The following is a 26,650-nucleotide window of genomic DNA, read 5'->3' on the forward strand; positions in this document are numbered from 1 at the left end:
CATTAATGCTACAGCTCGATTCGGTTCCCGCACTGGACCGATGCAATCGGGATGGTCACGCACGCGTCGGCTGGCATGCCCGCACGGATGTCTGCAGGGCACCCGATAGCTGCCATCGAGAGCGTACGGGAACGAATGACGGGAAAGGGTCGACAAGCGCCCTCCGCGTCGCAGGAAACCATCACACACACATTTCCCCAAAACCGTCCTTTGCGCGCTTTGCCCGGCGCGCAACACCGCGTCGCCCTTTCTGGTTTTCGCGCCAACTGGATCCGGCTGACACAGGAAGCGCGCGCACGATGAGCAGATACGCCATTGCGCTAACCGGCCTTATCGCCGCCCCGAACGCCTGGCACGCGTGCTCCGAACGGCGCTGGCGTTCCGTCTCACGCTACCGCCCCCAACGCCCGTCACTCGGACCCGTTTGCGCCATCCACGCCACTGGCAAGTACGCTCGGCGAAGACGTTGAGCGGGCGGCCGAATCAAGGTACCTGGGATTCGCTACCCGTGGACCGCGCCTCCGGTAATCTGGCCCCATGCTCTTCTGACCTGCATCCGCGGGGTCGCCGCAGACTGCGTCGCACGCTCCGCCCCCCAAATATTCTCTTTGACAAACACTCTTAAGATATATATCTTAAGACATGTTTTAAGACACCCTAGCGATAAGGAGGCCCTATGCGCCACCATCTGCAGTTTGGTCATACCGGCCGGCACGGCCACGCCGCGCGCGATCCGCGCGCTTTCTTCGGCGGCCGTCACCCGGCCATGCAGGCGCTTCACGCGCTGCGTCACGCCATGGGCCGCCATCGCGGCGGCGAAGGTCCCGGCGACTTTGGCGACCGCTTCGGCGAAGGTTTCGGCCGCGGTTTCGGCGGTTTCGGCGACGGCGACGGTTTCGGCCGTGGCCGCAAGTTCAGCTCCGAAGACCTGCAGCTCATGCTGCTCGTGCTGCTCGCCGAGCGCCCGAGCCACGGCTACGAGCTCATCAAGGCGCTCGACGCGCGTTCGAACGGCTTCTACAGCCCGAGCCCCGGCATGGTCTATCCGGCCCTCACGTATCTGGAAGAACTGGGCTACGTGAGCGTGACGCTGGAGGGCAACCGCAAGCGCTACGAGCTTTCGCCCGAAGGCCGCACGTACCTCGAAACCAACCGCGAACGCGCAGACCTGATCCTCGCGAAGCTCACGCACTTCGGCCGCAAGATGGAAGTCATGCGCCGCGCGATGGCCGGCGAAGATCCCGCCGAAGGCAGCGGCTGGGTGCGCGAACTGATCGAAGCACGCCGCGCGCTCAAGCACGCACTGCTGCGCCGCACCGACGTCGCGCCGGAAGAGCAGCGCCGCATCGCCGCGATTCTTGCGCGCGCCACCCAGGAAATTGAAAACGGCAGCGAGGGCGAAGGCGTTTGACACGCCACATCGATTCGTCACGCGCCACGCGGCGGCCACGCCGCACCACCCCAACATCGGAGCCATACATGCAGAACCCGTCCCAACTCGAAGTCGTCCGTGTACGTCACCCGCTGAAGTTCCGACTGTTGCGCGTGGCGCGCGTCACCGCGCTCTCGCCCGCGCTCGTGCGCGTGACACTCACGGGCGACCTGAGCGACTTCGTCTCGGCGTCGTTCGACGATCACGTCAAGGTGTTCTTCCCCGCCGCTGGCGAAGAAAAGCCAGTAGTGCCAACTTTGGGTCCTGACGGCGTCGCCTACCCCGATGGCGTCGAGCGTCCCGCCATGCGCGACTACACGCCGCGCCGCTTCGATGCGCAAAGTAACGAGCTCGATCTGGAATTCGCACTGCACGAAGCCGGCCCGGCCACCGCATGGGCGGCACAGGCGCAGCCCGGCCAGTATCTCGGCGTGGGCGGCCCGCGCGGCTCCATGGTGATTCCCACGGGCTTCGACTGGCATTTGCTGATCGGCGACGAAACGGCGCTGCCCGCGATCCAGCGGCGCCTCACCGAACTGCCGCCCGGCGCGCGTGTGGCCGTAGTCGTCGAAGTGGCGAACCGCGCAGCCCGCATCGAGCTGCCCACCGAAGCCGACCTGTACGCCATCTGGTGCTATCGCGACGAAAGCGAGTCGGAGCATCCGCTCCTGGACGGCGTAGCCGAAGTGTGGCTGCCGCCCGGCGAGGGTTACGTCTGGGCCGCTGGCGAAGCCTCGGAAATCCGTGCGGTGCGCGCGCATCTGTGCAACGAGCGTGGCGTCGACAAGAAGCGCATCCGCGCCTCCGCCTACTGGCGGCGCGGCGCGCAGGCGGCCCACGAAACGATCGACGACTGATCGATCCTGCTGGCGCGGCAACCCTGCCGCGCCTTTTTACTTTCAGGCTCCAAGCCAATACATGACCACTACTCTCACACCGCTACGCGAACGCACGCTGCTCTGGCTGCTGGCGCTCACGCAGTTCACGGTCATCATGGATTTCATGGTGATGATGCCGCTCGGCCCGCAGATCATGCATGCGTTCGCGATCACGCCGGCGGCGTTCGCAACGGCCGTTTCCGCGTATTCGCTCTGCTCGGGTCTATCAGGACTCCTTGCGGCGACCTATATCGACCGTTTCGATCGCCGCCGTCTGCTGCAAGTGGCCTATGCCCTCTTCGCGCTCTCCAATCTCGCCTGTGCGCTCGCCACGAACTTTCATCTGCTGCTCGCAGCGCGCGCGTTCGCGGGCCTCACCGGCGGCATACTCGGCTCGATCGTGATGGCGATCGTGAGCGACGTGATTCCCGCCGCGCGGCGCGGCGCGGCCACGGGCATCATCATGACGGCGTTCTCCATTGCGGCCATTGCGGGCGTGCCGGCCGGCGTGCTGCTCGGCGCGCATTACGGCTGGAGCGCGCCGTTCCTGCTGCTCGTCGCGCTCTCCGTGGCGATCTGGCTCGCGGGCTCGCGCGTCGTGCCCTCGCTCACCGAGCATCTCGGCCAGCGCACGCCGCTCGCGCAAGTGCTGCCGAATCTCTGGCAGCTGCTCACGTTGCCGCGCCACCTGAAGGCCTTTGCGCTCACCTTCACGATGATGGCCGGGCATATGCTCGTGATCCCGTTCATCGCGCCGATGCTCGTCGGCAATCATGGCGTCGCGCCGCAGCAGCTCTCGTGGCTCTACATGGCGGGCGGCGCCGCGACGTTCATGACCTCGCGCGCGGTGGGCCGTCTCGCGGACCGCTACGGCAAGCGCCGCGTGTTTCGCGTGATGGCGCTCGTCTCGCTCGCGCCGGTGCTGTTCGTCACGCATCTGCCCGCGTTGCCCTTCTTCGCGCTCGTGGCGTTCTTCGCGCTCTTCATGATCTCGATGTCGGGCCGCATGGTGCCGATGCAGGCGCTGCTCACCACCATTCCCGAGCCCGCGCGGCGCGGCGCGTTCCTGAGCGCCAACAGCGCGGTGCAGGCGCTCGGCACGGGCATCGGCGCGTGGCTGGGCGGCCAGTGGCTCACGAATGGCGCGCACGGCGCGATCATCGGCTTTGGGCAGAACGGCTGGATCGCGGCGGCGCTCACATGCGTGGCGGTGCTATGGGTTTCGCGGGTGCGGGGAGCGACGGAAGACGTGCCGAATGACGTAGCCGCGCCTGCGGCAAGCGTCGCACCAGCGGCTGTGAAATCCTGAGCCACAAAAGAAAACCGGTTCACAGCCGTGGCGCGCCTTATGAGCGCGCCACGCACCGTGAACCGGTCGTGCTTCAGGTAGAAAGCGGATGAAGCAGCGGGCCAAGGGTATGGCCCGCGTGAAGCGCGGGCCCCGACCGGCCGATCGGGTGCTCGCGCTTCGTCGCTCCACGAGGGAGCGAGCCAGTGATGCTTAGAAGCGGTGACGCAGACCCACCGTTGCGGCGACCTGGTTCTGCGAGGTCGACGGCGACAGCGTGTTGATCATCGCCACGTTCGCGCCGGCGTCGCCGAGGCTGCCCGAAGCGTGCTGGTACACGGCGCCAGCGTACACGTCGGTGCGCTTCGAGAGCGAGTAGTCAGCCGTCAGCGAAACCGTGTGCCACTTCGGATCGCCCGAACCGTTCGAACCCGTGACCTTGCCGTCCGTGAACGTGTACGACGCGTTCAGGGCGAGAGCCGGCGTGAGCGCGTAGGCGCCGTTCAGCTCGAAGTTGTCCATGTGCAGGTTCGTGCCCGACGGGATCGAGAACGTGTTGCCGCCCTGGCCGCCAGCGATCAGGTTTTCGTACTGCGTGTGCGTCCACACGAAGCCGACCGTTGCCGGGCCGTAGTTGTAGTTCACGCCTGCGCCGAACGTGCGTTGCGTTTGTGCCGACAGATTGAAGTTGTTGCCGTTCGAAGCCGAATTCGCGCCGTTGGCGTTCGTGTTCGTCGGCGAGTTGTTCATCTGCAGGTAGGCAGCCGCGAAGTTCAGCGGGCCGTTGCCGTACGATGCGCCCGCGCTCCATGCGCGGTTGTTCGCGAACTGGCCGGCGTCATTGCTGAAGCCGTACATGCCGCCGAACTTGAAGCCCTGGTAGTTGACGCTCTGATACTTGACCGCGTTCTTGATCGAGAACGAGTGGTCGAGGTTGTCGTTGTCGAACGGGTGAGCGGCGAGGTTGTTGCCGTAGCCCGAGCCGGTTTCCGACAGCGGAGCGAGGTAGTCGACCATCGAGTCGTACTGGCGGCCGAGCGTCAGCGTACCGAAGCGGTCGCTCTGCAGACCGACGAACGCCTGACGGTTGAACATCGTGCCGCTCTCGGTGTCCTTGCCGTTGTTCAGGTTGAAGCCGTTTTCCAACGTGAAGATCGCGTGCAGACCGCCGCCCAGGTCTTCGCTGCCCTTCAGGCCGAAGTACGTGTCGCCAACGGTGCCGCTACCCTGGTTCCATGCGGCGTGGCCGCCTGCATTGTTCGCATAGACGATACCCGCATCCAGTGCGCCGTAGAGAGTAACGCTGCTTTGTGCGTGAGCGGAGGCTGCGAAAGCGCCGAGGACGCCCGCGATAATCAAAGTATTCTTCATGACTTTCCTTATGACATTCAGACCGCGCTGAAGCGGCTCCGGGTATTGGAGCCACACCGGCAATCCCGGGCGAAGTCTACGTGTCAAAGGCTTTAAATCGCCTTGGCAAACGCTGTAACAGATATTTGCTAAATCTGGAAATATCGAACGAAAATTCCGTAAGTGCCTGTTGTAAATGGGAAATACGGAGTAATGCACCGATCAGCCTGAATAGGCCGTGTGGCAATCACGCGACGCCCGGATCGGCACTGGAATTCGATTATTGTGGAAATCGGCTTAATTGCCGGGTATTTCGGGAAATTAAAATTTCCTTGATGAGTTGAACTTTATCACGACAATACCAGTCATATCGCGCGCGTGCATTATTTCCATATGCGGCGATTATTATTGCGTGAAATCGCGATTATCAAACGAGACGTTTTCGGCCTCCTCTATGGCGCCCGTCATTCCCCTCGCGCGGCACGCGCGCGGGCGCGAGCGCGCGCATCCGTTAAAATCCCGGAACGCTCGCGCGCATTGCGCGCGCACCACCCGCATCGACGCCACTTCTACCGAACGGCCGCGTCGCCCTCACCCGTCCGGCGCGAGACCCCGTCATGACAAACAAAGCCACTGCAACGCCCTTTAGCGAGCTGCCGCTCGCGCCCGCCACGCTCGCCAACCTCACGCGCCTCGGCTACGTCGACATGACGCCGATCCAGGCCGCGAGCCTGCCCATCGCTTTCGCGGGCCACGACCTGATCGCCCAGGCCAAGACCGGCAGCGGCAAGACGGCCGCCTTCTCGCTCGCGCTGCTCTCGCGTCTCGACGCGCGCCGCCAGGACGTGCAGGCCATGATCCTCTGCCCCACGCGCGAGCTGGCCGACCAGGTCACGCAGGAGATCCGCCGCCTCGCGCGCGCCGAAGAAAACATCAAGGTGCTCACGCTGTGCGGCGGCACGCCCATGCGTCCGCAGGCGGCGAGCCTCGAACATGGCGCGCACATCGTCGTGGGCACGCCTGGCCGCATCATGGACCATCTGGAGCGCGGCAACCTCGCGCTCGGCGCGCTCAATACGCTCGTGCTCGACGAAGCCGACCGCATGCTCGACATGGGCTTCTTCGACGACATCGCCACCGTGGCGCGCCAATGCCCGAAGGAGCGTCAAACGCTGCTCTTTTCGGCGACCTACCCGGAAGGCATTACGAAGCTGAGCCAGCAGTTCCTTCGTAATCCGAAGGAAGTCAAGCTCGAAGAACATCACGACGACAGCAAGATCCGCCAGCGCTTTTACGAAGTCACGGAAGACGAGCGCCTGCACGCCGTGGGCATGCTGCTCAATCACTACCGGCCGGTTAGCACGCTCGCGTTCTGCAACACGAAGCAGCAATGCCGCGACCTGCTCGACGTGCTGCGCGCGCAGGGCTTTCACGCGCTCGCGCTGCACGGCGAGCTCGACCAGCGCGAGCGCGACCAGGTGCTGATCCAGTTCGCCAACCGCAGCTGCTCGGTGCTCGTGGCCACCGACGTGGCCGCGCGCGGCCTCGACATCGCGCAGCTCGAAGCCGTGATCAACGTGGACGTGACGCCCGACCCCGAGGTGTACGTGCACCGCATCGGCCGCACGGGCCGCGCCGACCAGGACGGCTGGGCGCTCAGCCTCGCGAGCATGGACGAAATGGGCCGCGTGGGCGGCATCGAGCAGGCGCTCAAGCGTGAAGTCGAGTGGAGCCCTCTCGCGGAGCTGAAGCCCGCCAGCAACGAGCCGCTGTTGCCGCCGATGGAAACGCTGCAGATCCTCGGCGGGCGCAAGGAAAAGATCCGTCCCGGCGACGTGCTGGGCGCGCTCACCGGCGAAGCGGGCTTCAGCGGCGCGCAGATCGGCAAGATCAACGTGACCGATTTTTCGACCTACGTGGCCGTGGAGCGCAGCATCGCGCGCGACGCGCTGCGCAAGCTCAACGCGGGCAAGGTCAAGGGCAAGAAGGTCAAAGCCCGCATGATGGACGAATAAGCCCCCGTACACGCTGACGAATCATCCGCGCCGGGTGCGCACGCCGTTTGCGCACCCGCCATGCACTGCGCCCCAGTGACTCCGCGCTCAACCGGATCAGGAAAGCCATGAAACAAACGCTCAAAATCGATTTCGTCTCCGACATCGCGTGCCCGTGGTGCGCGATCGGCCTCTCGTCGCTGAATCTCGCGCTCGAGCGTCTGCGCGACACGGTCGATGCGCAGATCGTCGTGCATCCGTTCGAACTGAATCCGCAGATGGGCCCGGGCGGCGAATCCGTGGTCGAGTATCTCGGCAAGAAGTACGGCCGCACGCCCGAACAGATCGCCGAGACGCAGGCCATGATCCGTGAGCGCGGCGCGAGCGTCGGCTTCTCGTTCGGGCCGCGCGAGCGCATCTACAACACGTTCGACGCACATCGCCTGCTGCACTGGGCCGGCATCGAAGGCAAGCAGCTGCCGCTCAAGCTCGCGCTGCTGCGTGCGTATCACGGCGAGGGCAAGGACACGAGCGACCACGCGGTGCTCGTCGCGGCGGCGCAGTCCGTGGGGCTCGACGCGGCTCGCGCGCGCGAAGTCCTGGAAAGCGGCCAGTACGCCGACGAGGTGCGCGCCGAAGAGCACGAATACCAGGCGGCGGGCATCCAGTCGGTGCCGGGGATCATCTTCAACCAGCAGTATTTGATCAGCGGCGGCCAGCCCGTCGAAACCTTCGAGCAAGCCATCCAGCAAATTCTGGACGAGAGCGCCAAGGCCTGAAGCCCCCGCGCGGCGTGGCCTCGCGCCCGCGAGAGCCGCGCTTTCACCGCTCGCGGCGGCGCCGTTCAGGCGCCCGGCAAACCGCCGATGCCGGCCGCCCGCTCGCGGGCGTGTAAACTAGCGGGTTTTTTGCCCAGGTGGAAAAGTGCTAGCCCCGCAACGCCTCGCGTTGAGCGGCCCGACGCTCGTTCGCTTACTTGCGCGCTTCGGCGAAGCCGAGGTGCCCGAATCCCGGCAATCGATCTCGGACCAGCTGAGCCAGTGGCTCGGCTGGACGGACGCTATCGCGCTTTCGACGGCGCTGAACGTTCAAACGCCGGGCGGTGCGCCAGCAACGCGCGTCGGCGCCAGTGCCGAACAAAGCCAGAGCGAGCGCGTGCGCGCGGCGCTGAGAAAGGCCATTGCTGGCGAAGGCGCGCCCGCGCGGCGCGATGGTCGCCGCACGCAGGCCGCCAGCCCGCCAGCCGATGTGGAACCCAATTTCGCGGATTTCCGCCAGCGCTACCTGGCCCTGCAGCAGGCGATGGAGAATGACATCGCCACGCTGCGCGCCCGTTTGCGCGCCGCGCTGGCCGCCCGCGCGCCTGCGCTCGCGCGCCTTGCGACCGTCGATGCCGTCATGGAACAGGCGCTCGGCGCGCGCGAGCGCAGCCTGCTCGCCGGCGTGCCCGCGCTGCTCGGCGCGCATTTCGAGCGGCAGCGCGCGGCGGCCGCCGCTGCGCAAACCGACGCGGAAAGCGCTGCGCCGCACGCGTGGCTCGCCGGCTTTCGCAAAGATATGCAGAGCGTGTTGCTCGCCGAACTTGAGATTCGGTTTCAACCGGTGGAAGGGCTGCTTGCCGCCCTTCGCACCAGCTAACCCAAACGCTATGTCCCGCGCTATGTCCCGAATTCGCATTGAACCTGTTGTCTTCGTCGTGGGTCTCGCCGCCGTGTGCTGGATCGGCGCCGGCTACGCGCTCACCAACCCGCTTGCGAGCGCCGTCACGCTGCTGATCGGCGCGTGCTATGTCGCGGGCGCCTGGGAGCTTTATCGCTTTCAGCAGGCCACGACCACGCTCGTCCAGGCGCTCGCGCAGTTGAACGCGCCGCCCGCGCGCCTGGCCGGCTGGCTCGACACGGTGCATCCGGGCCTGCGCAACGCGGTGCGCGCGCGTGTCGAAGGCGAGCGCGCGGCCCTGCCGGGCCCGGCGCTCGCGCCGTACCTCACGGGCCTGCTGGTGCTGCTCGGCATGCTCGGCACGCTGCTCGGCATGGTCGTGACGCTCAAGGGCACGGGCGCGGCGCTGGAAAGCGCCACCGACCTCGATGCGATCCGCGCCTCGCTCGCCGCGCCGGTGAACGGCCTCGGCTTCGCGTTCGGCACCTCCATCGCGGGTGTGGCCACTTCCGCCATGCTCGGCCTGCTCTCCGCGCTGTGCCGCCGCGAGCGCATCGCGGCCGCGCAGCAGCTCGACGCGAAGATCGCGACGACGCTGCGCGCCTTCTCGCCGGCCCATCAGCGCGAAGCCTCGTTCAAGCTGCTGCAGCGCCAGGCCGACGCCATGCCCGCGCTGGTCGACAAGCTCGGCGCGCTGATGACGCTGATCGAGCGCCAGGGCGCCGCGCAGCACGAACAGCAGATCGCCACCCAACAGGCCTTCGCCGCGAACGCCGAAGCCGCCTGGAGCCGCCTCGCGGCTTCCGTGGGCCAGTCGCTCAAGTCGAGCGCCGCCGAAAGCGCGCGTGCCGCGGGCGCGGCGCTGCAGCCGGTGGTGGAAGCGACCATGGCGGGCCTCGCGCGCGAATCGGCGTCGATGCAGGGTGCGCTCACGCAGGCGGTGCAGCAGCAGCTCGAAGGGCTCGCAAGCGGCTTCGAGGCGTCGACGGCAAACGTCGCCGAGATCTGGAACCGCGCGCTCGCGCAACACCGCCAGACCAACGAGGCGCTGGCCGCCGACCTGGGCGGCGCGCTGGAGCGCTTCAACGCAAGCTTCGAGCAACGTGCCGCCGGGCTGCTCGACGGCGTCTCGACGCGCTTCGAAAGCGCTTCGGGAACGATGTCACAGGCCTGGCAGGCGGCGCTCGAGCAGCAGGAGCGCACCGGCGAAAAACTCGCCACGGGCAACCAGCAGGCGCTCGCCACGGCGGCGGCCACGTTCGAACAGCATTCGGCGTCGCTGCTGCGCACGCTCGACGCATCTCATGCGGACTTGCAAACGAAGCTCGGCGCGCGCGACGAAGCGCGGCTCGCAAGCTGGGCCAAAGCGCTCGCGACCGTGGGTGCCGAACTGCGTACGCAGTGGGAGGCAACGAGCGCGGTTTCGGCGCAACGTCAGCAGGAAATCTGCGCGACGCTCGCACAAACCGCGAACGATATCGCCGCACAGTCGCAGCAGCATGCGAGCAAGACGATTGCCGAAATCGACCGTCTCGTCGATGCCGCTTCGGAGGCGCCGAAGGCTGCCGCGAACCTGCATGCGGAAATTTCGGCGCGCGACGAGCAACGCATCGAAACGTGGACGGCGTCGCTCGCGACGATGGCCGCCGGGCTGCGCGCGGAGTGGGAAGCGGCTAGCGCGCTTTCGGCGCAGCGTCAGCAGGAAATCTGCGCGGCGCTCGCGCAAACCGCGAACGAGATCGCCGCGCAATCGCAGCAGCACGCGAGCAAGACGATTGCCGAGATCGATCGTCTCGTCGATGCCGCTTCGGAAGCACCGAAGGCTGCCGCGAACCTGCATGCGGAAATTTCGGCGCGCGACGAGCAACGCGTCGAAGCATGGACGGCGTCGCTCGCGACGATGGCGGCCGGATTGCGCCAGGAGTGGGAAGCAACGAGCGCAACCACTGCGCAACGCCAGCAGGAAGTCTGCGCGACGCTCGCGCAACACGCGAACGAGATCGCCGCGCAGTCGCAACGCCACGCAACGAATACGATCGCCGAGATCGATCGCCTGGTACAAGCCGCGGCTGAAGCACCGCAGGCCGCCGCGAACCTGCACACGGAGATCTCCTCGCGCGACGAGCAACGTCTCGCCGCATGGACTGCCACGCTAGCCACGATGTCCGCCGCATTGCGCGAGCAATGGGAAACCACGAGCGCGGCCACTGCGCAGCGCCAGCAGGAAATCTGCGAGGCGCTCGCCCGGACCGCCAGCGACATCACCACGCAGTCGCAGGCCCATAACGCCAGCACGATCGCCGAAATCGGCAGCCTCGTGCAGGCCGCGTCGGCCGCCCCGCAAGCAGCGGCTGAAGTCATCGCCGAGCTGCGCCAGAAGCTCTCAGACAGCATGGTTCGCGACACCGCGATGCTCGACGAGCGCAATCGCCTGCTCGCCACGCTCGAAACGCTGCTCGACGCCGTGAACCGCGCCTCCACCGAGCAGCGCTCGGCAATCGACGCGCTCGTCTCCACGTCGTCGGATCTGCTCGAACGCGTGGGCGCCCAGTTCAGCGCGAACGTCGAAGCCGAAAGCGGCAAGCTGGGCGCGATTGCCGCGCAGGTGAGCGGCAGCGCCGTCGAAGTGGCGAGCCTCGGCGACGCGTTCGGCGCGGCCGTGAGCGTGTTCGGCGAATCGAACGACAAGCTCGTGGCGCATCTGGAGCGCATCGAGGCCGCGCTCGACAAGTCGCTCGCGCGCAGCGACGACCAGCTCGCCTACTACGTGGCGCAGGCGCGTGAAGTCATCGACCTGAGCATGCTGTCGCAGAAGCAGATCGTCGAGAACCTGCAGCAGCTCGCCAGCCAGCGCGCGACCGCCGGAGCGGATGCGGCATGAACGACGAAATCGACGGCGGCGCAGCCCCTGCCGCGCCGGTCTGGCCCGCGTTCGCCGACCTGATGTCGGTGCTGCTGGGCGCGTTCCTGCTGATCCTCGTCGGCGTGGTCGGCATGCAGCTCGAACTGTCGAGCCGGCTCGCGAACGAGGTGAAACAACGCAAGGCCGAAACCGAGCGCCGCAAGACGCTCGAAGAAGCGCTCGCGGGCCCGCTCGCGGCGGGGCGCGTGACGCTCGTGAACGGCCGCATCGGCATTAGCGGCAGCGTGCTGTTCGCGCTGAACTCGGACCAGTTGACGCCGCAGGGCCGCGATCTGCTCAAGAGCCTTGCCGGTCCGCTCGCGGCGTACTTGAAGACTCGCGATGAAATCCTGATGGTGAGCGGTTTCGCCGACGACCAGCAAGTGCACGCCGGCAACCGCCGCTTCGCGGATAACTGGGAGCTTTCGGCCGAACGCGCGCTGACGGTCACGCGCGCGTTCATCGACGAAGGGGTTCCCGCGTCGTCGGTGTTCGCGGCCGCGTTCGGCTCCGAGCAGCCGGTGAGCGCCAACACCGACGAGACCGGCCGCGCAAAGAACCGCCGCGTGGAGATTGCGCCGGTGCCGCGGCCGACCGTCGGCGAGAGCAAGCATGGTCAATGACATGGGCCCGCAGTCGGCCCCTGACGCACGCGCCCTGCTCGACGCCTGGCGCGCCCGCGGCGCGGACCAGCTCGACCCGGTGCGCTTTCATTTGATCGAGGCGCTGGAGCGGCGCGCCGCCGCGCATGCGGGCGACGCGCGGCGGCTCATCGACGCGCGGCTCGCGCAACTGCTGGGCGCCTTTGCCGACGACCTCGCGCGCGAGGACTCGAAAATCACGCACACGCTCCGCGACGAGAGGGCGAGGAGCGAACTGGGCCGCCTCGTCGATTCGCTCGCGCGTGCGGAGCCCGCACAACCGGCAACGCGGGTGCGGCACGAGCCGGACCCGGAGCTGGTCGAATACTTCCGGCAAACATGGTCGCGCGTGCGCTCCGAAAAGCAGTTGCGGCAGTCGCTGGACCAGGTGCCCAGAAACGCCGGGCCGCTCAATTCGAGCAGCCTCGTGCATCGCGCGCTCTCGCTCATGCGCGAGGTGTCGCCGGGGTATCTGCAGCAGTTTCTCGCCTATGCCGATGCGCTTTCGTGGCTCGAGCAGTTGAATGCGAGTGTGGGCGTTGCGGCGCCGGTGAAGGAGGCGCCGCGGGCGACGGCGGCGAAGAAAGGGGCGCGCAAGGGGCGCTAGGGGCGTTAGCGCCCTCACCCCGCCTTGCGCCGCTCCCGCACCGCCTGCGCCAGCCCATCGAGCACCGGCGCCGTTTGCGCCCAGCTGATGCACGCGTCGGTAATCGACACGCCGCGCTTGAGCGGCACGCCCGGCTTCTGGTCCTGGCGGCCCTCTTCGAGATGGCTCTCGATCATCACGCCGATAATGCGCTTGTCGCCACCCGCCAGTTGCTCGCCGATATCGCGCGCCACGTCGATCTGACGCTGATGCGCCTTGTTCGAATTCGCGTGCGAGCAGTCGATCATGACCTGCTCGCGCAGCCCCGCCTTCGCAAGCGATGCGCAGCACGCCGCCACGGAAGCCGCGTCGTAGTTCGGCCCGCTCTTGCCGCCGCGCAGGATCACATGGCAGTCGTCGTTGCCGCGCGTTTCGAAAATCGCGGCCATGCCCATCTTCGTCATGCCCATGAACGCGTGGCTCGCGCGCGCCGCGACGATGGCGTCGCTCGCCACCTGCACGCCGCCGTCGGTGCCGTTCTTGAAGCCGATCGGGCATGAGAGGCCCGAAGCCAGCTGCCGGTGGCTCTGGCTTTCGGTCGTACGCGCGCCGATCGCGCCCCACGCCACGAGGTCGGCGATGAATTGCGGGCTCAGCAGATCGAGGAATTCCGTGGCCGTGGGCAGGCCGAGCGCGTTGATGTCGAGCAGCAGCTGGCGCGCCGCGCGCAAGCCCTCGTTGATGCGGAAGCTGCCATCGAGACGAGGGTCGTTGATATAGCCCTTCCAGCCCACCGTGGTACGCGGCTTCTCGAAGTACACGCGCATGACGATCAGCAGTTCGTCCTTGAGCGTGTCGGCCTTCGCCTTCAGGAGCTTCGCGTATTCGATGGCCTGGTCGTGGTCGTGAATCGAGCAGGGGCCCACCACCACCACGAGCCGGTCGTCACGCTGCGCGAGCACCTCGGCGATCTCGCCGCGGCTCGTTTCGACGAGGTTTTGCGTGTCCTGCGGCACCGGCAGCTCGTCGAGCAGCAGCGCGGGCGAAATGAGCGGACGCACGGCGCCGATGCGCGTGTCGTCGATGCGGGTCGTGTCCTGGGTGGCGTCGGCCACGCCGACTTCCTGGTCGTGCTGCGGATTGTCGATACGGCTCAAGATGTTCTCCAACTGCGCCTTTGACGCGCGCATCATGCATGTGTGGGGGATGAATGCGCGATTATCGCATCCGGCGCGCCAGCGGCATCCCGAAACGTCATCCTGAAACGAAACGAGGCGGCCCGAAGACCGCCTCGCATGAGGGCCATGACACTGCGCGCTTCCCGTCAGCGCGCCGCGTCTCCCATCGGATAGCCCTTGCCCGCAAGGCGCCGCGCGATGCGCACGAGCGCAAACCACTGCTGCGCGAGCAGCCCTTCGCCATAGTTCGCGCCCCGGCCCTGCGGCACGGGCAACTGGTCGCGAATGCCGGTGGGCTCGTGCTGCTTGTTCCACGACGCCGTGCGGAACAGCATGTCCCACCACGGAAACAGCACGCCGAAGTTGCAGCCGTAGCGCGTGCCTTCGTGGCCGTAGCCGATCGCGTGATGACGCCGATGAAACGCCGGGCTCACCACGATGCGCTCGAGCAGCCAGCCAAGGTCGAGCCGCGCATTCACGTGCTGCACGCTCTGCATGAAGTTGCTCACGGCCACGAGCACGACGAACTGCGCGGGCGGCACGCCGATAAAGAGCGAGATGCCCGCGAAGAACGCGGCCTGCACGATGTCGTCGAGGAAATGATTGCGATCGTCGCACCACAGCGACATCTGCTGCTGGCTGTGATGCACGGCATGCAGTTCCCACCACACGCCGAAGCGATGCTGCCAGCGGTGATACCAGTAGCCCGCGAAGTCGAGCACGACGAGATAAATCAGGAACGACACGAGCGGCTTGTCGGTCACGCCGGGCCAGAGACTGTCCACTTCGATGTTCGGCACGTTGTGGATCGCCATCAGGCTCTGCCAGTGATTGAACACGGGCGTGAGCAAGAAGAAGAAGGCGATGTTCAGAATGCCGAGCTTCGCGATCCACGTGTACCAGACGTCGGCGCGCAACGCCTTGCGATCGCCCCAGTTTTCCGCGGGACGCAGCGCTTCGAGCGGGCGCAGCAGCACATACGAGGCACAGATCTGCAGCACGCCCACGATCACCCAGTAGAGCGCGTCGTAGGTGTCCTCGTCATAGCCCATCAGGCCGATCTTGTAGAAGATCGGCTGCACCACGTCCACGTAGACAAGCGTCTGCAGCCACGAAACGAGGTTGTCGGCCTGCGAAAGCAGCGTGTCGAGCATCGAGACTCCCCAATCAGTCCGGGTTCGGCGCGTAGAACGGCGCGCTGTTCGCGAAGTAGATGCCGTGCGGCGAGCGGCCCACCGCGATCGTGTCGATCAGCTTGCGCGTGGTCAGGTCGATCACGCCTACGTGCTTCGCGAAGCGGAACGTCACCCAAAGGTAACGCTTGTCCGCCGAAAGCTCCATGTCGTCGGGACCGGGGCGCAGGCCCGTGATGTCGGCCACTTTGGTGAGCGTCGTGTAGTCGAGAATGCTGATCGTGCTCTCTACGCGATTCGACACGGCGATATGTTTGCCATCGTCCAGATTGCGGAAGTTATGCGCGCCGCGGCCGGTCTGGATCTTTTTCACGACCGTGCGGTTGTGCCAGTCCACCACGGCCACGTTGTCCTCGCCCGTCATGCCGACGAGCAGATACTTGTCGCCGGGCGTCATCCACAGGCCCGCGGGCGTGTTGCCCACGTGCAGCTTCCAGAGCACCGTTTGCGTCGGCAGATCGATCGCGGCCACTTCGCCCGTGTCCTGCAGCGTGACGAACGCCGTTTTGTTGTCGGAGGCGAACGTGATGTGGCTCGGCGTTTTCGCGAGCGGAATGCGCTTGGCGATCGTGAGGTTCTGGCCGTCGTAGTGATAGACGTCCACGCGGTCGAGCCGCAGGCCCGCGGTCACGAACCATTTGCGGTCGGGCGAGAAGCCGAGCTGATACGGATCTTCAATGCCTTCCAGGCGGCGCTGTACCTGCCCCGTATGCGGGTCGAGAAACAGCAGGTCGTTGGACACCGAATCGGCGACGATGAGCGACTTGCCATCGGGCGTGATCATCAGGTGATGCGGTTCCTTGCCCGTGGGTTCGGTGCCGACCACGGTGCGGCTCGCCTCGTCGATGAGCGAAAGCTTCGCCTCGCCCGAGTCGAGCACGATGACCTTGTCGTCGGCGTGGGCGAGCGCGCCCCATGCGAGGCCGCTCATCAGCAGCGCGGAAGCGAGCGTTTTTTTCATGTGAGCCGGTGCATTCGAAAAGATCGGGAATTCAGGCATTTCGTAAGGGAAAGAGAGCAGCGAAGGCGCGCTGCGCCGGTTTGTGCTGAGATAGTGCCAAGGCAGGCGCGCGGATTGCCTGCTTAACGCATGAGGGCCCGATTCCGATGACGCCTTTGCAACACATTTGCCGCATTTGCGGGCGCATTCGCGTCTGCTCCGTGCAAGGGTCATGGCATTGGGATGCGCTAACAGACTCTTTCTCGTGCGAGAAGTTGCATGGATCATCGCGCCCGCGACGACCGCGCGAATAACGCGGACACCGGCTTGCGCGCGCCCGACGGCCTGTCCCGCAGCACGGCCGCCGCGGTGCGCGAAGCGCTCGAAGGACGCCGCCGCGGCGTCGCCCTTCTGCTGCCGCTCGCGGGTCCGGCCGTGGTCATCTCCGTCGCCTATATCGATCCCGGCAATATCGCGACCAATATCCAGGCCGGTGCGCGCTACGGCTACGCGCTGCTGTGGGTCGTGCTGCTCGCCAACGTGATCGCCATGCTGTTTCAGGGGCTTTCCGCGAAACTTGGCATCGCCACGGGGCGCAATCTCGCCGAACTGTGCCGCGACAACTTGCCCGCGCCGCTCGTGTGGTTCATGTGGATCGTGAGCGAGATCGCCGCCATGGCCACCGATCTCGCCGAGTTCCTCGGCGGCGCGATCGGCCTTGCACTGCTGTTTCATCTGCCGCTGCTCGCGGGCATGGCAGTGACGGCCGTCGTCACCTATGCGCTCCTGTTCCTGCAGCGCGCGGGATTCCGGCCCCTCGAACTCCTGATCGGCGCGCTCGTGGGCGTGATCGGCATTTGTTATGTTCTGGAGCTATTCATCGCGCCGGTCGAGTGGCCGAGCCTCTTGCGTCACCTCGCCACGCCAAGCCTGCCCGACGCGCAAGCCGTGACGATCGCGGTCGGCATCATCGGCGCAACGGTCATGCCGCATGCGCTCTTTCTGCACTCGGGGCTCACCCAGGCGCGCGTGCTCGCGCGCAACGACGCCGAGCGCAAGCGGCTCGTAAAGTTTTCCAACGTCGAGGTCGTGGCCGCGCTTTCGGTGGCCGGGCTCATCAACATGGCGATGGTGGTGATGGCCTCCGGCGCGTTCCACCAGGGCTATGCCGATGTCGCCGAAATCGAGACCGCCTACCGCACGCTCGCCCCGCTGCTGGGCGCGGCGGCCGCCAGCATCTTCCTCGTCTCGCTGATCGCCTCGGGCATTTCGAGTTCCGTGGTCGGTACGCTCGCGGGACAGATGATCATGCAAGGCTTCGTGAATTTCCGCATCCCGCTCTGGCTGCGCCGCGCGGTGACGATGGTGCCGAGCTTCGTCGTGGTGGCGCTCGGCGTGAACGCCACGGAGGCGCTCGTCATGAGCCAGGTCGTGCTGAGCCTCGCGCTGCCGTTCCCGATGGCCGCGCTCGTGTGGCTCACGTGCCGGCGCGACGTGATGGGACCCCATCGTAATCGCGCGCTCACGGCCGTGGCAGCCGTGGCGGGCGCGCTCACGGTGCTCGCGCTCAATGTGGCGTTGGTGCTCGCGACCTTCGGCGTGGCGGTGCCGGGGCTCGGCTAATGATCAGCTGAATGCCGCGCGATGCATGCATGAACGGCCGGTCGGTTTATTACCGAAGCGGTGTCGCGCAACACCGCGCTCGCGCCACGCGTGCAAACTCGCGCGAAACCATGCACCATTAGCGTTTTCGCCGCGCCCGCTCTTGCGACGGGTGCGGGTTCTGCAACCGCGCGCTAGCCGTCTAACGGTCGTGCCCGACATCGTTACCCGAGCGCGCGTCACCTCCGACCTGCCATGACGAATCAGCCTGCCCAAGCCTTGCCCGAACAGCCCGTCGACATGATTATTTTCGGCGGCGGAGGCGACCTGGCCGCGCGCAAACTGCTGCCCGCGCTCTACATGGCGCACCTGCACGGCAACCTGCCGCCGGAAACGCGCATCATCGCCGTGGGCCGCAAGAACTGGACGATCGACGACTATCGCAAGTTCATGGAAGAGCAGTCGCGTCCGTTCATCGACGCGAAAGCATTCGACGCGCAAGCGTGGGACCGCTATCTGAACCTGTTCCAGTACGTGATCATCGACGTGAACGATGCCGCCTCTTACGGGAACCTGAAGGCGGCGTCGCGCGAGCATGCGCTGCGCGTGTTCTATCTCTCCACGTCGCCCGAACTGTTCACGACGATTTGCGACAACCTCACGGCGGCCGGTCTGATCGACGGCAGTTCGCGCGTGGTGCTCGAAAAGCCGCTCGGCCACGATCTCGCCTCGGCGCAGGAGATCAACGAGTCGGTGGGCCGGCACTTCGCCGAGTCGCAGATCTACCGGATCGACCACTATCTGGGCAAGGAAACGGTGCAGAACCTGATGGTGCTGCGCTTTGGCAATCCGATCTTCGGGCCGCTGTGGCAGGCGCCGTACATCCGCAGCGTGCAGATCACCGTGGCGGAAACCGTGGGCGTGGGCAGCCGCGCGGGCTTCTACGATCACACGGGCGCGCTGCGCGACATGGTGCAGAACCACTTGCTGCAGCTGCTGTGCATCGTGGCGATGGAGCCGCCCGTCTCGCTCGACCCGGACGCCGTGCGCGACGAAAAGCTCAAGGTGCTGCGCTCGCTGCGCCCCATGTCGCTTGCCGACATCGCGCGCGACACCGTGCGCGGCCAGTACGCGGCGGGCGCCGTGGACGGCCAGCCGGTGAAGGGCTATCTGGAAGAAGACAACGTGCCGGCCGACAGCAAGGCGGAAACGTTCGTCGCGCTGCGCGCGCACATCAACAACTGGCGCTGGGCCAACGTGCCGTTCTTCCTGCGCACGGGCAAGCGCTTGCAGAAGCGCCAGTCGGAAATCGTGATCGAATTCGCGGACCTGCCGTTCTCGATCTTCCCGAGCGGCCCGCGCAACTATGGCAACCGTCTCGTGATCCAGCTTCAGCCGGAAGAGTCGATCCAGTTGCAGATGCTCGCGAAGGAACCGGGCAGCGGCATGAACATGCTGCCGGTGAGCCTGAATCTCGACCTGCAGCAGGCTATTCCCGAGCGCCGCGCAGAAGCGTACGAGCGTTTGCTGATCGACGTGATCCGCGGCCGTCTCACGCACTTCATGCGCCGCGACGAACTGGAAGCCGCATGGACGTGGGTCGAGCCGATTCTCAACGGCTGGAAGGAACTGAACGATCGCCCGCGCACCTACACGGCGGGCACGTTCGGGCCGGCGGCGTCGTCGGCGCTGCTCGCGCGCGAAAACCTGTCGTGGGCCGAAGAGATGTGATGTGAAGGACGCGAGCGCCGCGCGCAACGCGCGGCGCTCGCAGCACTGTGTTACTGGTCCCCCGAATCGGGACGAAAAAGATCGAAGCCGGCGAACACGATCACGCCGCTCAGCGCGATCATCGGCACCGAATGGCGCCCGAGAAAAAGAACCGCGGCCGCAAGCCAGGTTGAAATACAGAAAGCGCCGATGCGCCGCATGATGCCACTCCCTACTCTTTAATTCCTTGCTTCAAGGCTGCGCATCACGCGCGCCCCAGTGCTTTCAGCCCAACGTCGCGCGCGCGGTGCGCAGGCGCGACACCGTATCCACGAATGCCTCGCCGCCGAGCGTGCGCTTCAGGCGGCTCGCGACCGCCGCGCTCGCCGCGTTGAGCGCCTCGCGAATCGCCATGGCCTGCGCCGTGGGCACGATCGCCACTTCGCGGCCGTCGCCTTCCGTGCGGTGGCGCTCCACATAGCCGCGCGCCTCGAGGCCGTCGAGCACGCGCGTGGCCGTGGGCCGCGCGATGGAAAGCAGATCGGCCAGTTCGCGCTGCAGCGAACCGGGACGCTCCAGCACGGCGCGCAGCATGAAACCCTGCGGCGGCGTAAGTTCGAAGCGTTCGAAGGCTTCCGCCCATTCGCGCTCGAGGCGCCGCGCGAGCGCCGTGGTGTTGAAGTAAAGGCAATGATCGAACATGCGCAGAGGATAACTCAATATAGTTAGCTATGCAACGATCCACGCATATTGCGCATGACAGGTCTCCGCTCAATCAAAGGGAAATAGAACGGTCGGACGAATATCTAACGCATCCGCTATGATGCGAAGGGATCGCAATCGCCTGGCTGTGCCTGACCGTCGTACACAACACTCACGGAGACATCGATGCAAATGCGCTGTTACTGCGTTGTCCATCACGGCAAGCCGCTCGAACTGGTCGAGCGCGACGTGCCCGAACCCAAGGGCACCGAAGTCTTGTTGCGCGTGAAGGCCGCGGGCCTGTGCCACTCCGATCTGCACATCTGGGAAGGCTATTACGACCTGGGCGGCGGCAAGAAGCTCTCGCTCGCCGACCGCGGCATCAAGCTGCCGCTCACGCCGAGCCATGAAATCTCCGGCGAAGTCGTGGCGCTCGGCCCCGATGCGCAAGGTGCAGTAGAAGCGCTCGCAGCAGGCACGTCGGCCGTCGTGCATCCGTGGATCGGCTGCGGCGAATGTGCGGCCTGCAAGCGCGGCGAGGAGAACATCTGTGCGAAGCCGCAGTCGCTCGGCGTGCTGCGCGACGGCGGCTTTGCCGACTACGTGATCGTGCCGCACCCGCGCTATCTCGTGGACCTCGCCGGCCTCGATCCCGCGAAGGCCGCGCCGCTCGCGTGCGCGGGCGTGACGACGTATTCGGCGGTGAAGAAGTTCGGCGCGCGTATCCACGAAGGCCCCGTGGTCGTGATCGGCGCGGGCGGCCTTGGCATGATGGCCCTCGAAGTGCTCAAGGCGACGGGCGCGCAAGGCGCGATCGTCGTGGACGTGGACCCCGCCAAGCGCGAAGCCGCGCTTGCGGCCGGCGCGCTCGCCGCCATCGACGCGCGCGCGGACGACGCCGTGCAGCAGGTCGTCGCGGCAACGGGCGGCGGCGCACGCGCGGTGCTCGACCTCGTGGGCGCAACGCCCACCGTCAAGCTCGCGCTCGACTCGTGCGCTCGCGGCGGCCACGTGGTGATCGTCGGCCTGATGGGCGGCGACCTCACGCTTTCGCTGCCCATCATCCCGATGCGGCCGCTAAAGATCGAAGGCAGCTACGTGGGCACGCTGCCCGAGTTGCGCGAACTCGTCACGTTGATGCGCGAAGGCAAGATGCAGCCCTCGCCGGTCACCACGCGGCCGCTCACGGAAATCAACGAGGCGTTCGAAGCGCTCGTGCAGGGCAAGGTGGTCGGGCGCCAGGTGCTGGTGCCCTGATGATGGCGCGCAAGCGCGCCGCCGTGAACGGCGGGCGCTTGCCTGCCAACGCGTTGCGACTCGCCGGTCACAGGTCATTTCGGCCTTGGCCGCGACACGCGCTGCGGATTGACTCCACCTTGAATGAGCGCGATCAAACTGTCGCGAACGGCATCAAACGCCCGGCTCGAGCGCCTCTTCACGCACATGTCGCGAGCCGGGCCGCTTCAAGCCGAGATGCTCGCGCAGCGTGCGCCCCTCGTACTCGCTGCGAAAGAGACCGCGCCGCCGCAGTTCGGGCAACACGAGCTCGACGAAATCGGTGAGCGAGTCGGGCAGCAGCGCGGGCATGACGTTGTAGCCGTCCGCGCCGTAGTTCACGAAGCGCTCTTCGAGCGCATCGGCAATTTGTTCTGGTGTCCCAACCAGTTGCCAATGCCCGCGCGCGCCTGCAACACGCAGGTACAACTGGCGCAGCGTCAGGTTTTCGCGGCGCGCAAGCGTCAGCGTGAGCGCCTGGCGGCTCTTGCTCGCATTGGTTTCCGGCAGTTCGGGAATCGGGCCGTCGAGCGGGTAGCCCGATAGATCGAAGCCGCCCGTCAACGTGGACACCATGGCGAGCCCCACCGCCGGGTCGATCAACGCCTGCAGTGCCTCGAACTTCTCGCGCGCCTCAGCCTCGGTGCGCCCGACAATCGGCATCACGCCCGGCATGATCTTCAGATCGCCCGGGTCGCGTCCGTATTGCGCCATGCGGCCCTTTACGTCGGCGTAGAACGCCACGGCGTCTTCCAGCCTCTGCTGCGCGGTGAAAATTACTTCAGCCGTACGCGCGGCGAGCGCCTTGCCTGCCTCGGAAGAACCCGCCTGCACGACCACGGGCCGCCCCTGCGGCGCGCGCGCCACGTTCAGCGGCCCGCGCACCTTGAAGAATTCGCCGCGATGCGCGAGCACATGGCGCTTCGCGGGATCGAAGAAGCGGCCGGCGGCCTTGTCGTGCAGGAAAGCGTCATCGTCCCAGCTGTCCCACAGCCCTTCCACGATGTGCGCGAATTCGGCGGCGCGCTCGTAGCGCGTGGCATGCGCGAGATGCTCGTCGAAGCCGAAGTTGCGCGCCTCGTGCTCGCTCGACGACGTGACGAGATTCCACCCTGCGCGCCCGCCGCTGATGTGATCGAGCGAAGCGAACTTGCGCGCGATGTGATACGGCTCGTTGAATGTTGTGGATGCCGTGCCGACGAGGCCGATGCGCTCCGTGACCGCCGCGAGCGCCGAAAGCAGCGTGATCGGCTCGAATTGCGCGACATAGCTGTGCGCGGTGCGGCTCAGGAAGTCGGTGTTGTCGCCGCGTGTGCCCGAGCCGTCCGCGAGAAAGACCAGATCGAATTTCGCGGCTTCGGCTATGCGCGCCAGGTCGACGTAATGGCGAAAATCGCTGCCCGCGTTGGCATTCGCATGCGGATGCCGCCATGCCGCGATATGGTGGCCAGTGGGATAGAGAAAAGCGCCGAGACGCAGATGACCGCGCCGTGTTCCAGCAGATTGGCTCATGATGACAGGCGTTGCGCGCGAGAAATAGGACCCGGCTCATTCTCTTGCGCGCGGCGGCCTGTCGCCACGAAGAAATCGCCACATCGATATGCCTGCGCGCGCAAAACGGCGCGCCTTACGATGCACCCACGCCCGCGCCCGCCTGCAAGCGCTCTGCAAGCCTTGCGCGCCCGGCACGCTTGATCGGCTGAATAACGGCAACGTAAGCGCTCAGTTCGCGCCGTTGCCTGAGCCCGAGCTGTCGTAAGCTCGACACTGCCCCATTGTTCGTGCCGCCCAGGCGTCGCGCACCGGCCCCGACGATTTCCACTGTGACCATGACGACGCCCCTCGCGCCCGCCCTCGACGACCTCCTGCGCGAAGCCAATGCGCTGTGCGAAACGCACCGCTTTGCCGATGCCCTCGCCTTGCTCGACCCGCACATCGGCCCGCCGCCCGACGACGCGGCGCTCGCGCCGGCGCTCAATCTCGCGGCCTTGAGCGCAATGGGCATGGGCGACGCGGCTCGCGCAGAGGCGCTGTGGCAGCGCTGCCTCGCAGCAAAGCCAGACTTCGCGCAGGCATATAGCGGTCTCGCCGCGCTCTTTGCGGCGCTTGGCGTACTCGATCAAGCCGAGGCCCTCTATGAACGGCTGCTGATGCTTACGCCCGCCGACGCCGACGCACGCAGCAACCTCGGCGTCGTGCTGCAGCGCCAGGCCCGCCACGCCGAAGCGGAAGCCGCCTTTCGCGCCGTGCTCGCGCACCGCCCAGCTCACGCCGACGCCCACTACAACCTCGGCCTGCTGCTGCAAGGACAAGACCGCCACACAGAAGCCGAAAGCGCGTTGCGCGCCGCCATCGCCGCGAATGGGCGCCATGCAAAGGCGTACAACGCGCTGGGCGCACTACTGCGTGACGCGGCGCGCGGCGACGAAGCCGCCGACGCCTTTCGCCAGGCCCTGCTGATCCAGCCGCAGTATCCGGAAGCGCTCAATAATCTCGCGATGCTGCTGAAGGCGTCCGGCAAACTCGCGGAAGCCGAACTCGCGGCGCGCCTTGCATTGCAGATTCGCCCCGGTTTCGTCGATGCGCTCAACAACCTCGGTTGCGTGCTCACCGACCTCAAGCGCGTGCCCGAAGCGGAAGCCGCCTTTCGCCAGGCGCTCGCACTCGCGCCGAACCACGCCGAGGCGCACTACAACCTCGGCGTCGCGCTGCATACGCTCGAGCGGCTGCCCGAGGCCGAAGCGGCGTATCGCGAGACGGTGCGCCGCCTGCCGGGCCGCGTGGAGGCCTATAACAATCTCGCCTGCGTGCTGATGGCGCTCGGGCGGCGCGGCGAAGCACTCGAAGTGCTCAACGAGGCGGTGGCCGTGCGGCCCGATTTCGCCGAGGCGCACTTCAATATCGCGAGCCTGCACAAGGAATTCGGCCGGCTCGACGAAGCGGAGGCCGGCTACCGCCGCGCGCTCGATGCGAACCCCGAATACGGCGACGCGAAATTCCGCCTCGCCACGCTGCTCATCAGCATGGGGCGCTTCGAGGAAGGCTTCGCGCGCTACGAATGCCGCTATACGATGCCCGGTTTCGTGCATTACGCAACGCAACGCCTGCTGCGGTGCCCGGCCTGGCAGGGCGAACCGCTCGCTGGCAAGTCGCTGCTGCTGTGGCAGGAAGACGGCCTCGGCGACATGCTGCAGTTCGGGCGCTATGCGCGCGTGCTCAAGGCGCAGGGCGCGGCGCACGTCGCATTCGCCTGCCAGCCGCCGCTGCACCGGCTCTTTCGCGGCGTGGAAGGCATCGACGCCGTGCTCGACCATGAAGCCGGTGCGGCAGCGGCCGGCCAGTTCGACTGCTGGGTGAGCCCGATCAGCGTGCCCCACCTTCTGGGCACGACGCTTCAGACGATCCCCGCGCCGCTCGCCTGTACGCCCGAGCCCGCGCTCGTCGAACACTGGGGCGCGCGCCTCGCCACGCTCGCGCCGGGCCCGCGCATCGGCATTGTCTGGAAGGGCAACCCGAAGCATTTCAACGACGCCCATCGCTCGCTGCCATCGCTTGCCGCGCTCGCTCCGCTGTGGAACCTCCCGGGGGCGCAGTTCGTGAGCCTGCAAAAAGGCCAGGGCGAAGACGAAGCGCAGAATCCGCCTGCGAGCCTGCCGCTGCTGCACCTCGGCAGCGACGTGCGCGATTTCGTCGATACGGCGGCGATCATCGCGCAGCTCGATCTCGTGATTTGCGTGGATACGTCTACCGCGCATCTGGCGGCGTCGCTCGGCAAGCCGTGCTGGGTGCTGCTGCCGCAATACGATCTGGACTGGCGCTGGATGCACGAGCGCGAAGATTCGCCGTGGTACCCAGGCACGATGCGCCTGTTCCGCCAGCGCATGAACGAAGCATGGAGCGCCGTTGTGGAGCGCGTGCGCGCGGCGTGTGCGGAGCGCTTTGGCGTTTGAACCGTGTTTGAACCGTGTTTGAAACGCGGCTCGGAGATTCGGGGGACGAGCAAGGCGCTCGCGCGCCTCAATCCCAGATGTTGCGGAACGCCACGGCGACGATCACCGGCACGCACATCACGAGCGGAATGGCGAAGTACGGTACCTCCAGGTCGACCACCCACTTGTAGATGAGCCAGCCAATACCCAGCGCGAGCGTGAGCACGCCCACGAGCGCCGTGAGGGTGTTCAGCAGCCACTTGGGCGGCGGCTTGCGCGCGGGTTTATTCTCGGGTGACGGGTTCATGGCGGCGGTGACGAAAAGCGAAAACGTCTCGATCCGGGCTGTGGATGGTCATGTATTTTACCCCGCCGCAGCGGCCGCATTACCTCCCAGGTAATCGATTCCCCGCCCTGCGCGCCCTATTCTCGCAAGCGTTGGCCCACCCTTTCACGCTCACGAGACCTGCCATGACCGCCTACGCCATTGCCCATCTGCGCGACGTCGAACCTTGCCCCGAGATTGTCGAATACCTGGAGAAGATCGACGCCACGCTTGCCCCTTTCGGCGGCCGCTTCATCATTCACGGCGGGCGCGTGGAGCGGCTCGAGGGCAAGTTTTCCGGCGATCTCATCATGATCGAGTTCGCGAGCCGCGAAATCGCGCGCGCGTGGTATCGCTCCAGCGCCTATCAGGCGATCCTGCCGCTGCGCGCGGAACACTCGCACGGCGAAGTGTTCCTGATCGATCAGGTCGAGATGCCGCATCGCGCGACCGACGTGCTGCGTCCCGCTCACGAAAACAGCCCCGCAAAGTGAAAGCATTTCGTTAGCCGCCAATCGGCGGCGAATGATTTTCGCGCGCCACGTTTGCAAAGCAAATTCATCGCTCGCAAACGTTTTCGCGTGTTTCACAATTCTTTCTTCATCGACAGCGAAACTGTGCGCGACCCATCCCCACAGAACGGATGCGCACATGAGAATACGCCGTCCCAACCGCGTGTCGACGACCCTGTCGACCGTGGCGATCGTTGTACTCGCAACCATCATGCTCGATGCATGCGGCCCGGGCTATGGCTCGTCCGCAGCTTCATCGACGCCGGATGCATCGGAAAGCCAGAGCGCCGCTACGGCATCGCCTTCGCCATCGCCATTGGCCAATAGCGCGCGAATCACGCCGTTGCCGACGCCCGACGCGAACACGTCGGCGAACACGTCGGCGAACACGTCGGCGAATGCATCGACGAACGCTTCGGCTAACCCGAGCGCCATCCCCGCATACGGCGCGAATGCGGCACCCGCCGCGAACACCGCGAGCGACCCCGCGCAAGGCGCGCGGGCCAGCCTCGCCGCCGACAGCGACCAGGTCACGCCGGTCATGAGCTATGCGC

The 26,650-nt window shown here is 66.3% G+C and carries 24 protein-coding genes; 14 read left to right on the forward strand and 10 right to left on the reverse strand.

The genetic code is table 11. From position 1 onward, the window contains the following. Positions 1–676 precede the first annotated feature (676 nt). The 3 genes from U5A57_RS06620 to U5A57_RS06630 all read left to right on the forward strand — a co-directional run bounded on the left by U5A57_RS06620 (position 677) and on the right by U5A57_RS06630 (position 3,619). Positions 677–1,411 (forward strand): PadR family transcriptional regulator, encoded by a 735-nt coding sequence (locus U5A57_RS06620; RefSeq protein ID WP_415764611.1) that lies wholly within the window; start codon positions 677–679, stop codon positions 1,409–1,411. Between the two features lie 68 nt (positions 1,412–1,479). Continuing rightward, positions 1,480–2,289: a siderophore-interacting protein gene (locus U5A57_RS06625; protein ID WP_321909229.1), complete on the forward strand. Its 810-nt coding sequence runs from the start codon at positions 1,480–1,482 to the stop codon at positions 2,287–2,289. A gap of 61 nt (positions 2,290–2,350) precedes the next feature. Further along, positions 2,351–3,619, forward strand: a complete 1,269-nt coding sequence (locus U5A57_RS06630; protein ID WP_321909232.1) for an MFS transporter — start codon at positions 2,351–2,353, stop codon at positions 3,617–3,619. Positions 3,620–3,811: 192 nt separating this feature from the next. Here the strand turns inward: U5A57_RS06630 and U5A57_RS06635 are convergent, their stop codons facing one another. After that, positions 3,812–4,969 carry a porin gene (locus U5A57_RS06635; protein WP_321909233.1) on the reverse strand — a complete coding sequence of 386 codons (1,158 nt, stop codon included), beginning with the start codon at positions 4,967–4,969 and terminating at the stop codon, positions 3,812–3,814. 596 nt (positions 4,970–5,565) lie between these two features. Here U5A57_RS06635 and dbpA point away from each other — a divergent pair. From dbpA to U5A57_RS06665, 6 genes are all read left to right on the forward strand, one after another. Beyond that, the gene (gene dbpA, locus U5A57_RS06640) at positions 5,566–6,963 is read left to right on the forward strand and encodes an ATP-dependent RNA helicase DbpA (protein ID WP_321909235.1); all 1,398 of its coding nucleotides are present in this window, start codon (positions 5,566–5,568) and stop codon (positions 6,961–6,963) included. Positions 6,964–7,070: 107 nt separating this feature from the next. Continuing rightward, the gene (locus tag U5A57_RS06645; protein WP_321909236.1) at positions 7,071–7,721 is read left to right on the forward strand and encodes a DsbA family oxidoreductase; all 651 of its coding nucleotides are present in this window, start codon (positions 7,071–7,073) and stop codon (positions 7,719–7,721) included. A gap of 145 nt (positions 7,722–7,866) precedes the next feature. Further along, positions 7,867–8,580, forward strand: coding sequence for a DUF3348 domain-containing protein (locus tag U5A57_RS06650; protein WP_321909237.1), 714 nt, complete (start codon positions 7,867–7,869; stop codon positions 8,578–8,580). Positions 8,581–8,602: 22 nt separating this feature from the next. Then, positions 8,603–11,482, forward strand: coding sequence for a DUF802 domain-containing protein (locus U5A57_RS06655; protein WP_321909238.1), 2,880 nt, complete (start codon positions 8,603–8,605; stop codon positions 11,480–11,482). Continuing rightward, positions 11,479–12,126, forward strand: a complete 648-nt coding sequence (locus tag U5A57_RS06660) for an OmpA family protein (RefSeq protein ID WP_321909240.1) — start codon at positions 11,479–11,481, stop codon at positions 12,124–12,126. The genes U5A57_RS06655 and U5A57_RS06660 overlap by 4 nt, the downstream gene beginning before the upstream one ends. Further along, positions 12,116–12,751 (forward strand): DUF2894 domain-containing protein, encoded by a 636-nt coding sequence (locus tag U5A57_RS06665; protein ID WP_321909241.1) that lies wholly within the window; start codon positions 12,116–12,118, stop codon positions 12,749–12,751. The genes U5A57_RS06660 and U5A57_RS06665 overlap by 11 nt, the downstream gene beginning before the upstream one ends. A 14-nt stretch (positions 12,752–12,765) precedes the next feature. Here the strand turns inward: U5A57_RS06665 and U5A57_RS06670 are convergent, their stop codons facing one another. The 3 genes from U5A57_RS06670 to U5A57_RS06680 form a co-directional block, all read right to left on the reverse strand. Further along, on the reverse strand, positions 12,766–13,887 hold the full coding sequence (locus tag U5A57_RS06670; RefSeq protein ID WP_321909243.1) for a 3-deoxy-7-phosphoheptulonate synthase: 1,122 nt from the start codon (positions 13,885–13,887) through the stop codon (positions 12,766–12,768). A gap of 167 nt (positions 13,888–14,054) precedes the next feature. After that, entirely contained in the window at positions 14,055–15,062 is a 1,008-nt protein-coding gene (locus tag U5A57_RS06675; RefSeq protein WP_321909245.1) for a sterol desaturase family protein, read from the reverse strand. 13 nt (positions 15,063–15,075) lie between these two features. Then, positions 15,076–16,062 carry a beta-propeller fold lactonase family protein gene (locus U5A57_RS06680; RefSeq protein WP_321909247.1) on the reverse strand — a complete coding sequence of 329 codons (987 nt, stop codon included), beginning with the start codon at positions 16,060–16,062 and terminating at the stop codon, positions 15,076–15,078. A 258-nt stretch (positions 16,063–16,320) separates the two neighbouring features. Between U5A57_RS06680 and U5A57_RS06685 the strand changes: the two genes are divergently transcribed. After that, a complete protein-coding gene (locus U5A57_RS06685; RefSeq protein ID WP_321909249.1) occupies positions 16,321–17,664 on the forward strand; it encodes an Nramp family divalent metal transporter in 1,344 nt (447 codons plus the stop codon). A gap of 234 nt (positions 17,665–17,898) precedes the next feature. Then, positions 17,899–19,374: a glucose-6-phosphate dehydrogenase gene (gene zwf, locus U5A57_RS06690; RefSeq protein WP_321909251.1), complete on the forward strand. Its 1,476-nt coding sequence runs from the start codon at positions 17,899–17,901 to the stop codon at positions 19,372–19,374. A gap of 50 nt (positions 19,375–19,424) precedes the next feature. On the opposite strand, the gene U5A57_RS06695 is transcribed toward zwf, so the two are convergent. Together U5A57_RS06695 and U5A57_RS06700 are read right to left on the reverse strand one after the other, a co-directional pair. Next, on the reverse strand, positions 19,425–19,574 hold the full coding sequence (locus U5A57_RS06695) for a hypothetical protein (protein ID WP_321909253.1): 150 nt from the start codon (positions 19,572–19,574) through the stop codon (positions 19,425–19,427). Positions 19,575–19,638: 64 nt separating this feature from the next. Then, entirely contained in the window at positions 19,639–20,055 is a 417-nt protein-coding gene (locus U5A57_RS06700) for a MarR family winged helix-turn-helix transcriptional regulator (protein ID WP_321909255.1), read from the reverse strand. Between the two features lie 192 nt (positions 20,056–20,247). Here U5A57_RS06700 and U5A57_RS06705 point away from each other — a divergent pair, with 192 nt between their 5' ends. Further along, entirely contained in the window at positions 20,248–21,312 is a 1,065-nt protein-coding gene (locus tag U5A57_RS06705) for an alcohol dehydrogenase (protein WP_321909825.1), read from the forward strand. 153 nt (positions 21,313–21,465) lie between these two features. Here the strand turns inward: U5A57_RS06705 and U5A57_RS06710 are convergent, their stop codons facing one another. Both U5A57_RS06710 and U5A57_RS06715 read right to left on the reverse strand, forming a co-directional pair. Beyond that, positions 21,466–22,842: an LLM class flavin-dependent oxidoreductase gene (locus tag U5A57_RS06710; RefSeq protein ID WP_321909257.1), complete on the reverse strand. Its 1,377-nt coding sequence runs from the start codon at positions 22,840–22,842 to the stop codon at positions 21,466–21,468. A gap of 115 nt (positions 22,843–22,957) precedes the next feature. Further along, the gene (locus U5A57_RS06715; protein WP_321909259.1) at positions 22,958–23,161 is read right to left on the reverse strand and encodes a hypothetical protein; all 204 of its coding nucleotides are present in this window, start codon (positions 23,159–23,161) and stop codon (positions 22,958–22,960) included. On the opposite strand from U5A57_RS06715, the gene U5A57_RS06720 reads away from it, so the two are divergent. Beyond that, positions 23,160–25,280, forward strand: coding sequence for a tetratricopeptide repeat protein (locus U5A57_RS06720; protein ID WP_321909261.1), 2,121 nt, complete (start codon positions 23,160–23,162; stop codon positions 25,278–25,280). The genes U5A57_RS06715 and U5A57_RS06720 overlap by 2 nt on opposite strands. Positions 25,281–25,347: 67 nt before the next feature. Here the strand turns inward: U5A57_RS06720 and U5A57_RS06725 are convergent, their stop codons facing one another. Continuing rightward, entirely contained in the window at positions 25,348–25,566 is a 219-nt protein-coding gene (locus U5A57_RS06725; protein WP_321909262.1) for a hypothetical protein, read from the reverse strand. Between the two features lie 164 nt (positions 25,567–25,730). Between U5A57_RS06725 and U5A57_RS06730 the strand changes: the two genes are divergently transcribed. After that, positions 25,731–26,078, forward strand: a complete 348-nt coding sequence (locus U5A57_RS06730) for a DUF1330 domain-containing protein (RefSeq protein ID WP_321909264.1) — start codon at positions 25,731–25,733, stop codon at positions 26,076–26,078. 252 nt (positions 26,079–26,330) lie between these two features. Here the strand turns inward: U5A57_RS06730 and U5A57_RS06735 are convergent, their stop codons facing one another. After that, positions 26,331–26,639, reverse strand: coding sequence for a hypothetical protein (locus U5A57_RS06735; protein ID WP_321909266.1), 309 nt, complete (start codon positions 26,637–26,639; stop codon positions 26,331–26,333). Positions 26,640–26,650: the final 11 nt, after the last annotated feature.

The sequence above is a fragment of the Paraburkholderia sp. J11-2 genome (genome assembly GCF_905220185.1).
Classification (GTDB): Bacteria; Pseudomonadota; Gammaproteobacteria; order Burkholderiales; family Burkholderiaceae; genus Paraburkholderia.

What these genes read in the sequence shown, in the direction of transcription:
- U5A57_RS06620 (WP_415764611.1), top strand. Translation starts at nt 677, where the DNA reads ATGCGCCACCATCTGCAGTTTGGTCATACCGGCCGGCACGGCCACGCC.
- U5A57_RS06625 (WP_321909229.1), top strand. Translation starts at nt 1,480, where the DNA reads ATGCAGAACCCGTCCCAACTCGAAGTCGTCCGTGTACGTCACCCGCTG.
- U5A57_RS06630 (WP_321909232.1), top strand. Translation starts at nt 2,351, where the DNA reads ATGACCACTACTCTCACACCGCTACGCGAACGCACGCTGCTCTGGCTG.
- U5A57_RS06635 (WP_321909233.1), bottom strand. Translation starts at nt 4,969, where the DNA reads ATGAAGAATACTTTGATTATCGCGGGCGTCCTCGGCGCTTTCGCAGCC.
- dbpA (WP_321909235.1), top strand. Translation starts at nt 5,566, where the DNA reads ATGACAAACAAAGCCACTGCAACGCCCTTTAGCGAGCTGCCGCTCGCG.
- U5A57_RS06645 (WP_321909236.1), top strand. Translation starts at nt 7,071, where the DNA reads ATGAAACAAACGCTCAAAATCGATTTCGTCTCCGACATCGCGTGCCCG.
- U5A57_RS06655 (WP_321909238.1), top strand. Translation starts at nt 8,603, where the DNA reads ATGTCCCGAATTCGCATTGAACCTGTTGTCTTCGTCGTGGGTCTCGCC.
- U5A57_RS06660 (WP_321909240.1), top strand. Translation starts at nt 11,479, where the DNA reads ATGAACGACGAAATCGACGGCGGCGCAGCCCCTGCCGCGCCGGTCTGG.
- U5A57_RS06665 (WP_321909241.1), top strand. Translation starts at nt 12,116, where the DNA reads ATGGTCAATGACATGGGCCCGCAGTCGGCCCCTGACGCACGCGCCCTG.
- U5A57_RS06675 (WP_321909245.1), bottom strand. Translation starts at nt 15,062, where the DNA reads ATGCTCGACACGCTGCTTTCGCAGGCCGACAACCTCGTTTCGTGGCTG.
- U5A57_RS06680 (WP_321909247.1), bottom strand. Translation starts at nt 16,062, where the DNA reads ATGAAAAAAACGCTCGCTTCCGCGCTGCTGATGAGCGGCCTCGCATGG.
- U5A57_RS06685 (WP_321909249.1), top strand. Translation starts at nt 16,321, where the DNA reads ATGGATCATCGCGCCCGCGACGACCGCGCGAATAACGCGGACACCGGC.
- zwf (WP_321909251.1), top strand. Translation starts at nt 17,899, where the DNA reads ATGACGAATCAGCCTGCCCAAGCCTTGCCCGAACAGCCCGTCGACATG.
- U5A57_RS06695 (WP_321909253.1), bottom strand. Translation starts at nt 19,574, where the DNA reads ATGCGGCGCATCGGCGCTTTCTGTATTTCAACCTGGCTTGCGGCCGCG.
- U5A57_RS06700 (WP_321909255.1), bottom strand. Translation starts at nt 20,055, where the DNA reads ATGTTCGATCATTGCCTTTACTTCAACACCACGGCGCTCGCGCGGCGC.
- U5A57_RS06705 (WP_321909825.1), top strand. Translation starts at nt 20,248, where the DNA reads ATGCGCTGTTACTGCGTTGTCCATCACGGCAAGCCGCTCGAACTGGTC.
- U5A57_RS06710 (WP_321909257.1), bottom strand. Translation starts at nt 22,842, where the DNA reads ATGAGCCAATCTGCTGGAACACGGCGCGGTCATCTGCGTCTCGGCGCT.
- U5A57_RS06720 (WP_321909261.1), top strand. Translation starts at nt 23,160, where the DNA reads ATGACGACGCCCCTCGCGCCCGCCCTCGACGACCTCCTGCGCGAAGCC.
- U5A57_RS06715 (WP_321909259.1), bottom strand. Translation starts at nt 23,161, where the DNA reads ATGGTCACAGTGGAAATCGTCGGGGCCGGTGCGCGACGCCTGGGCGGC.
- U5A57_RS06725 (WP_321909262.1), bottom strand. Translation starts at nt 25,566, where the DNA reads ATGAACCCGTCACCCGAGAATAAACCCGCGCGCAAGCCGCCGCCCAAG.
- U5A57_RS06730 (WP_321909264.1), top strand. Translation starts at nt 25,731, where the DNA reads ATGACCGCCTACGCCATTGCCCATCTGCGCGACGTCGAACCTTGCCCC.
- U5A57_RS06735 (WP_321909266.1), bottom strand. Translation starts at nt 26,639, where the DNA reads ATGACCGGCGTGACCTGGTCGCTGTCGGCGGCGAGGCTGGCCCGCGCG.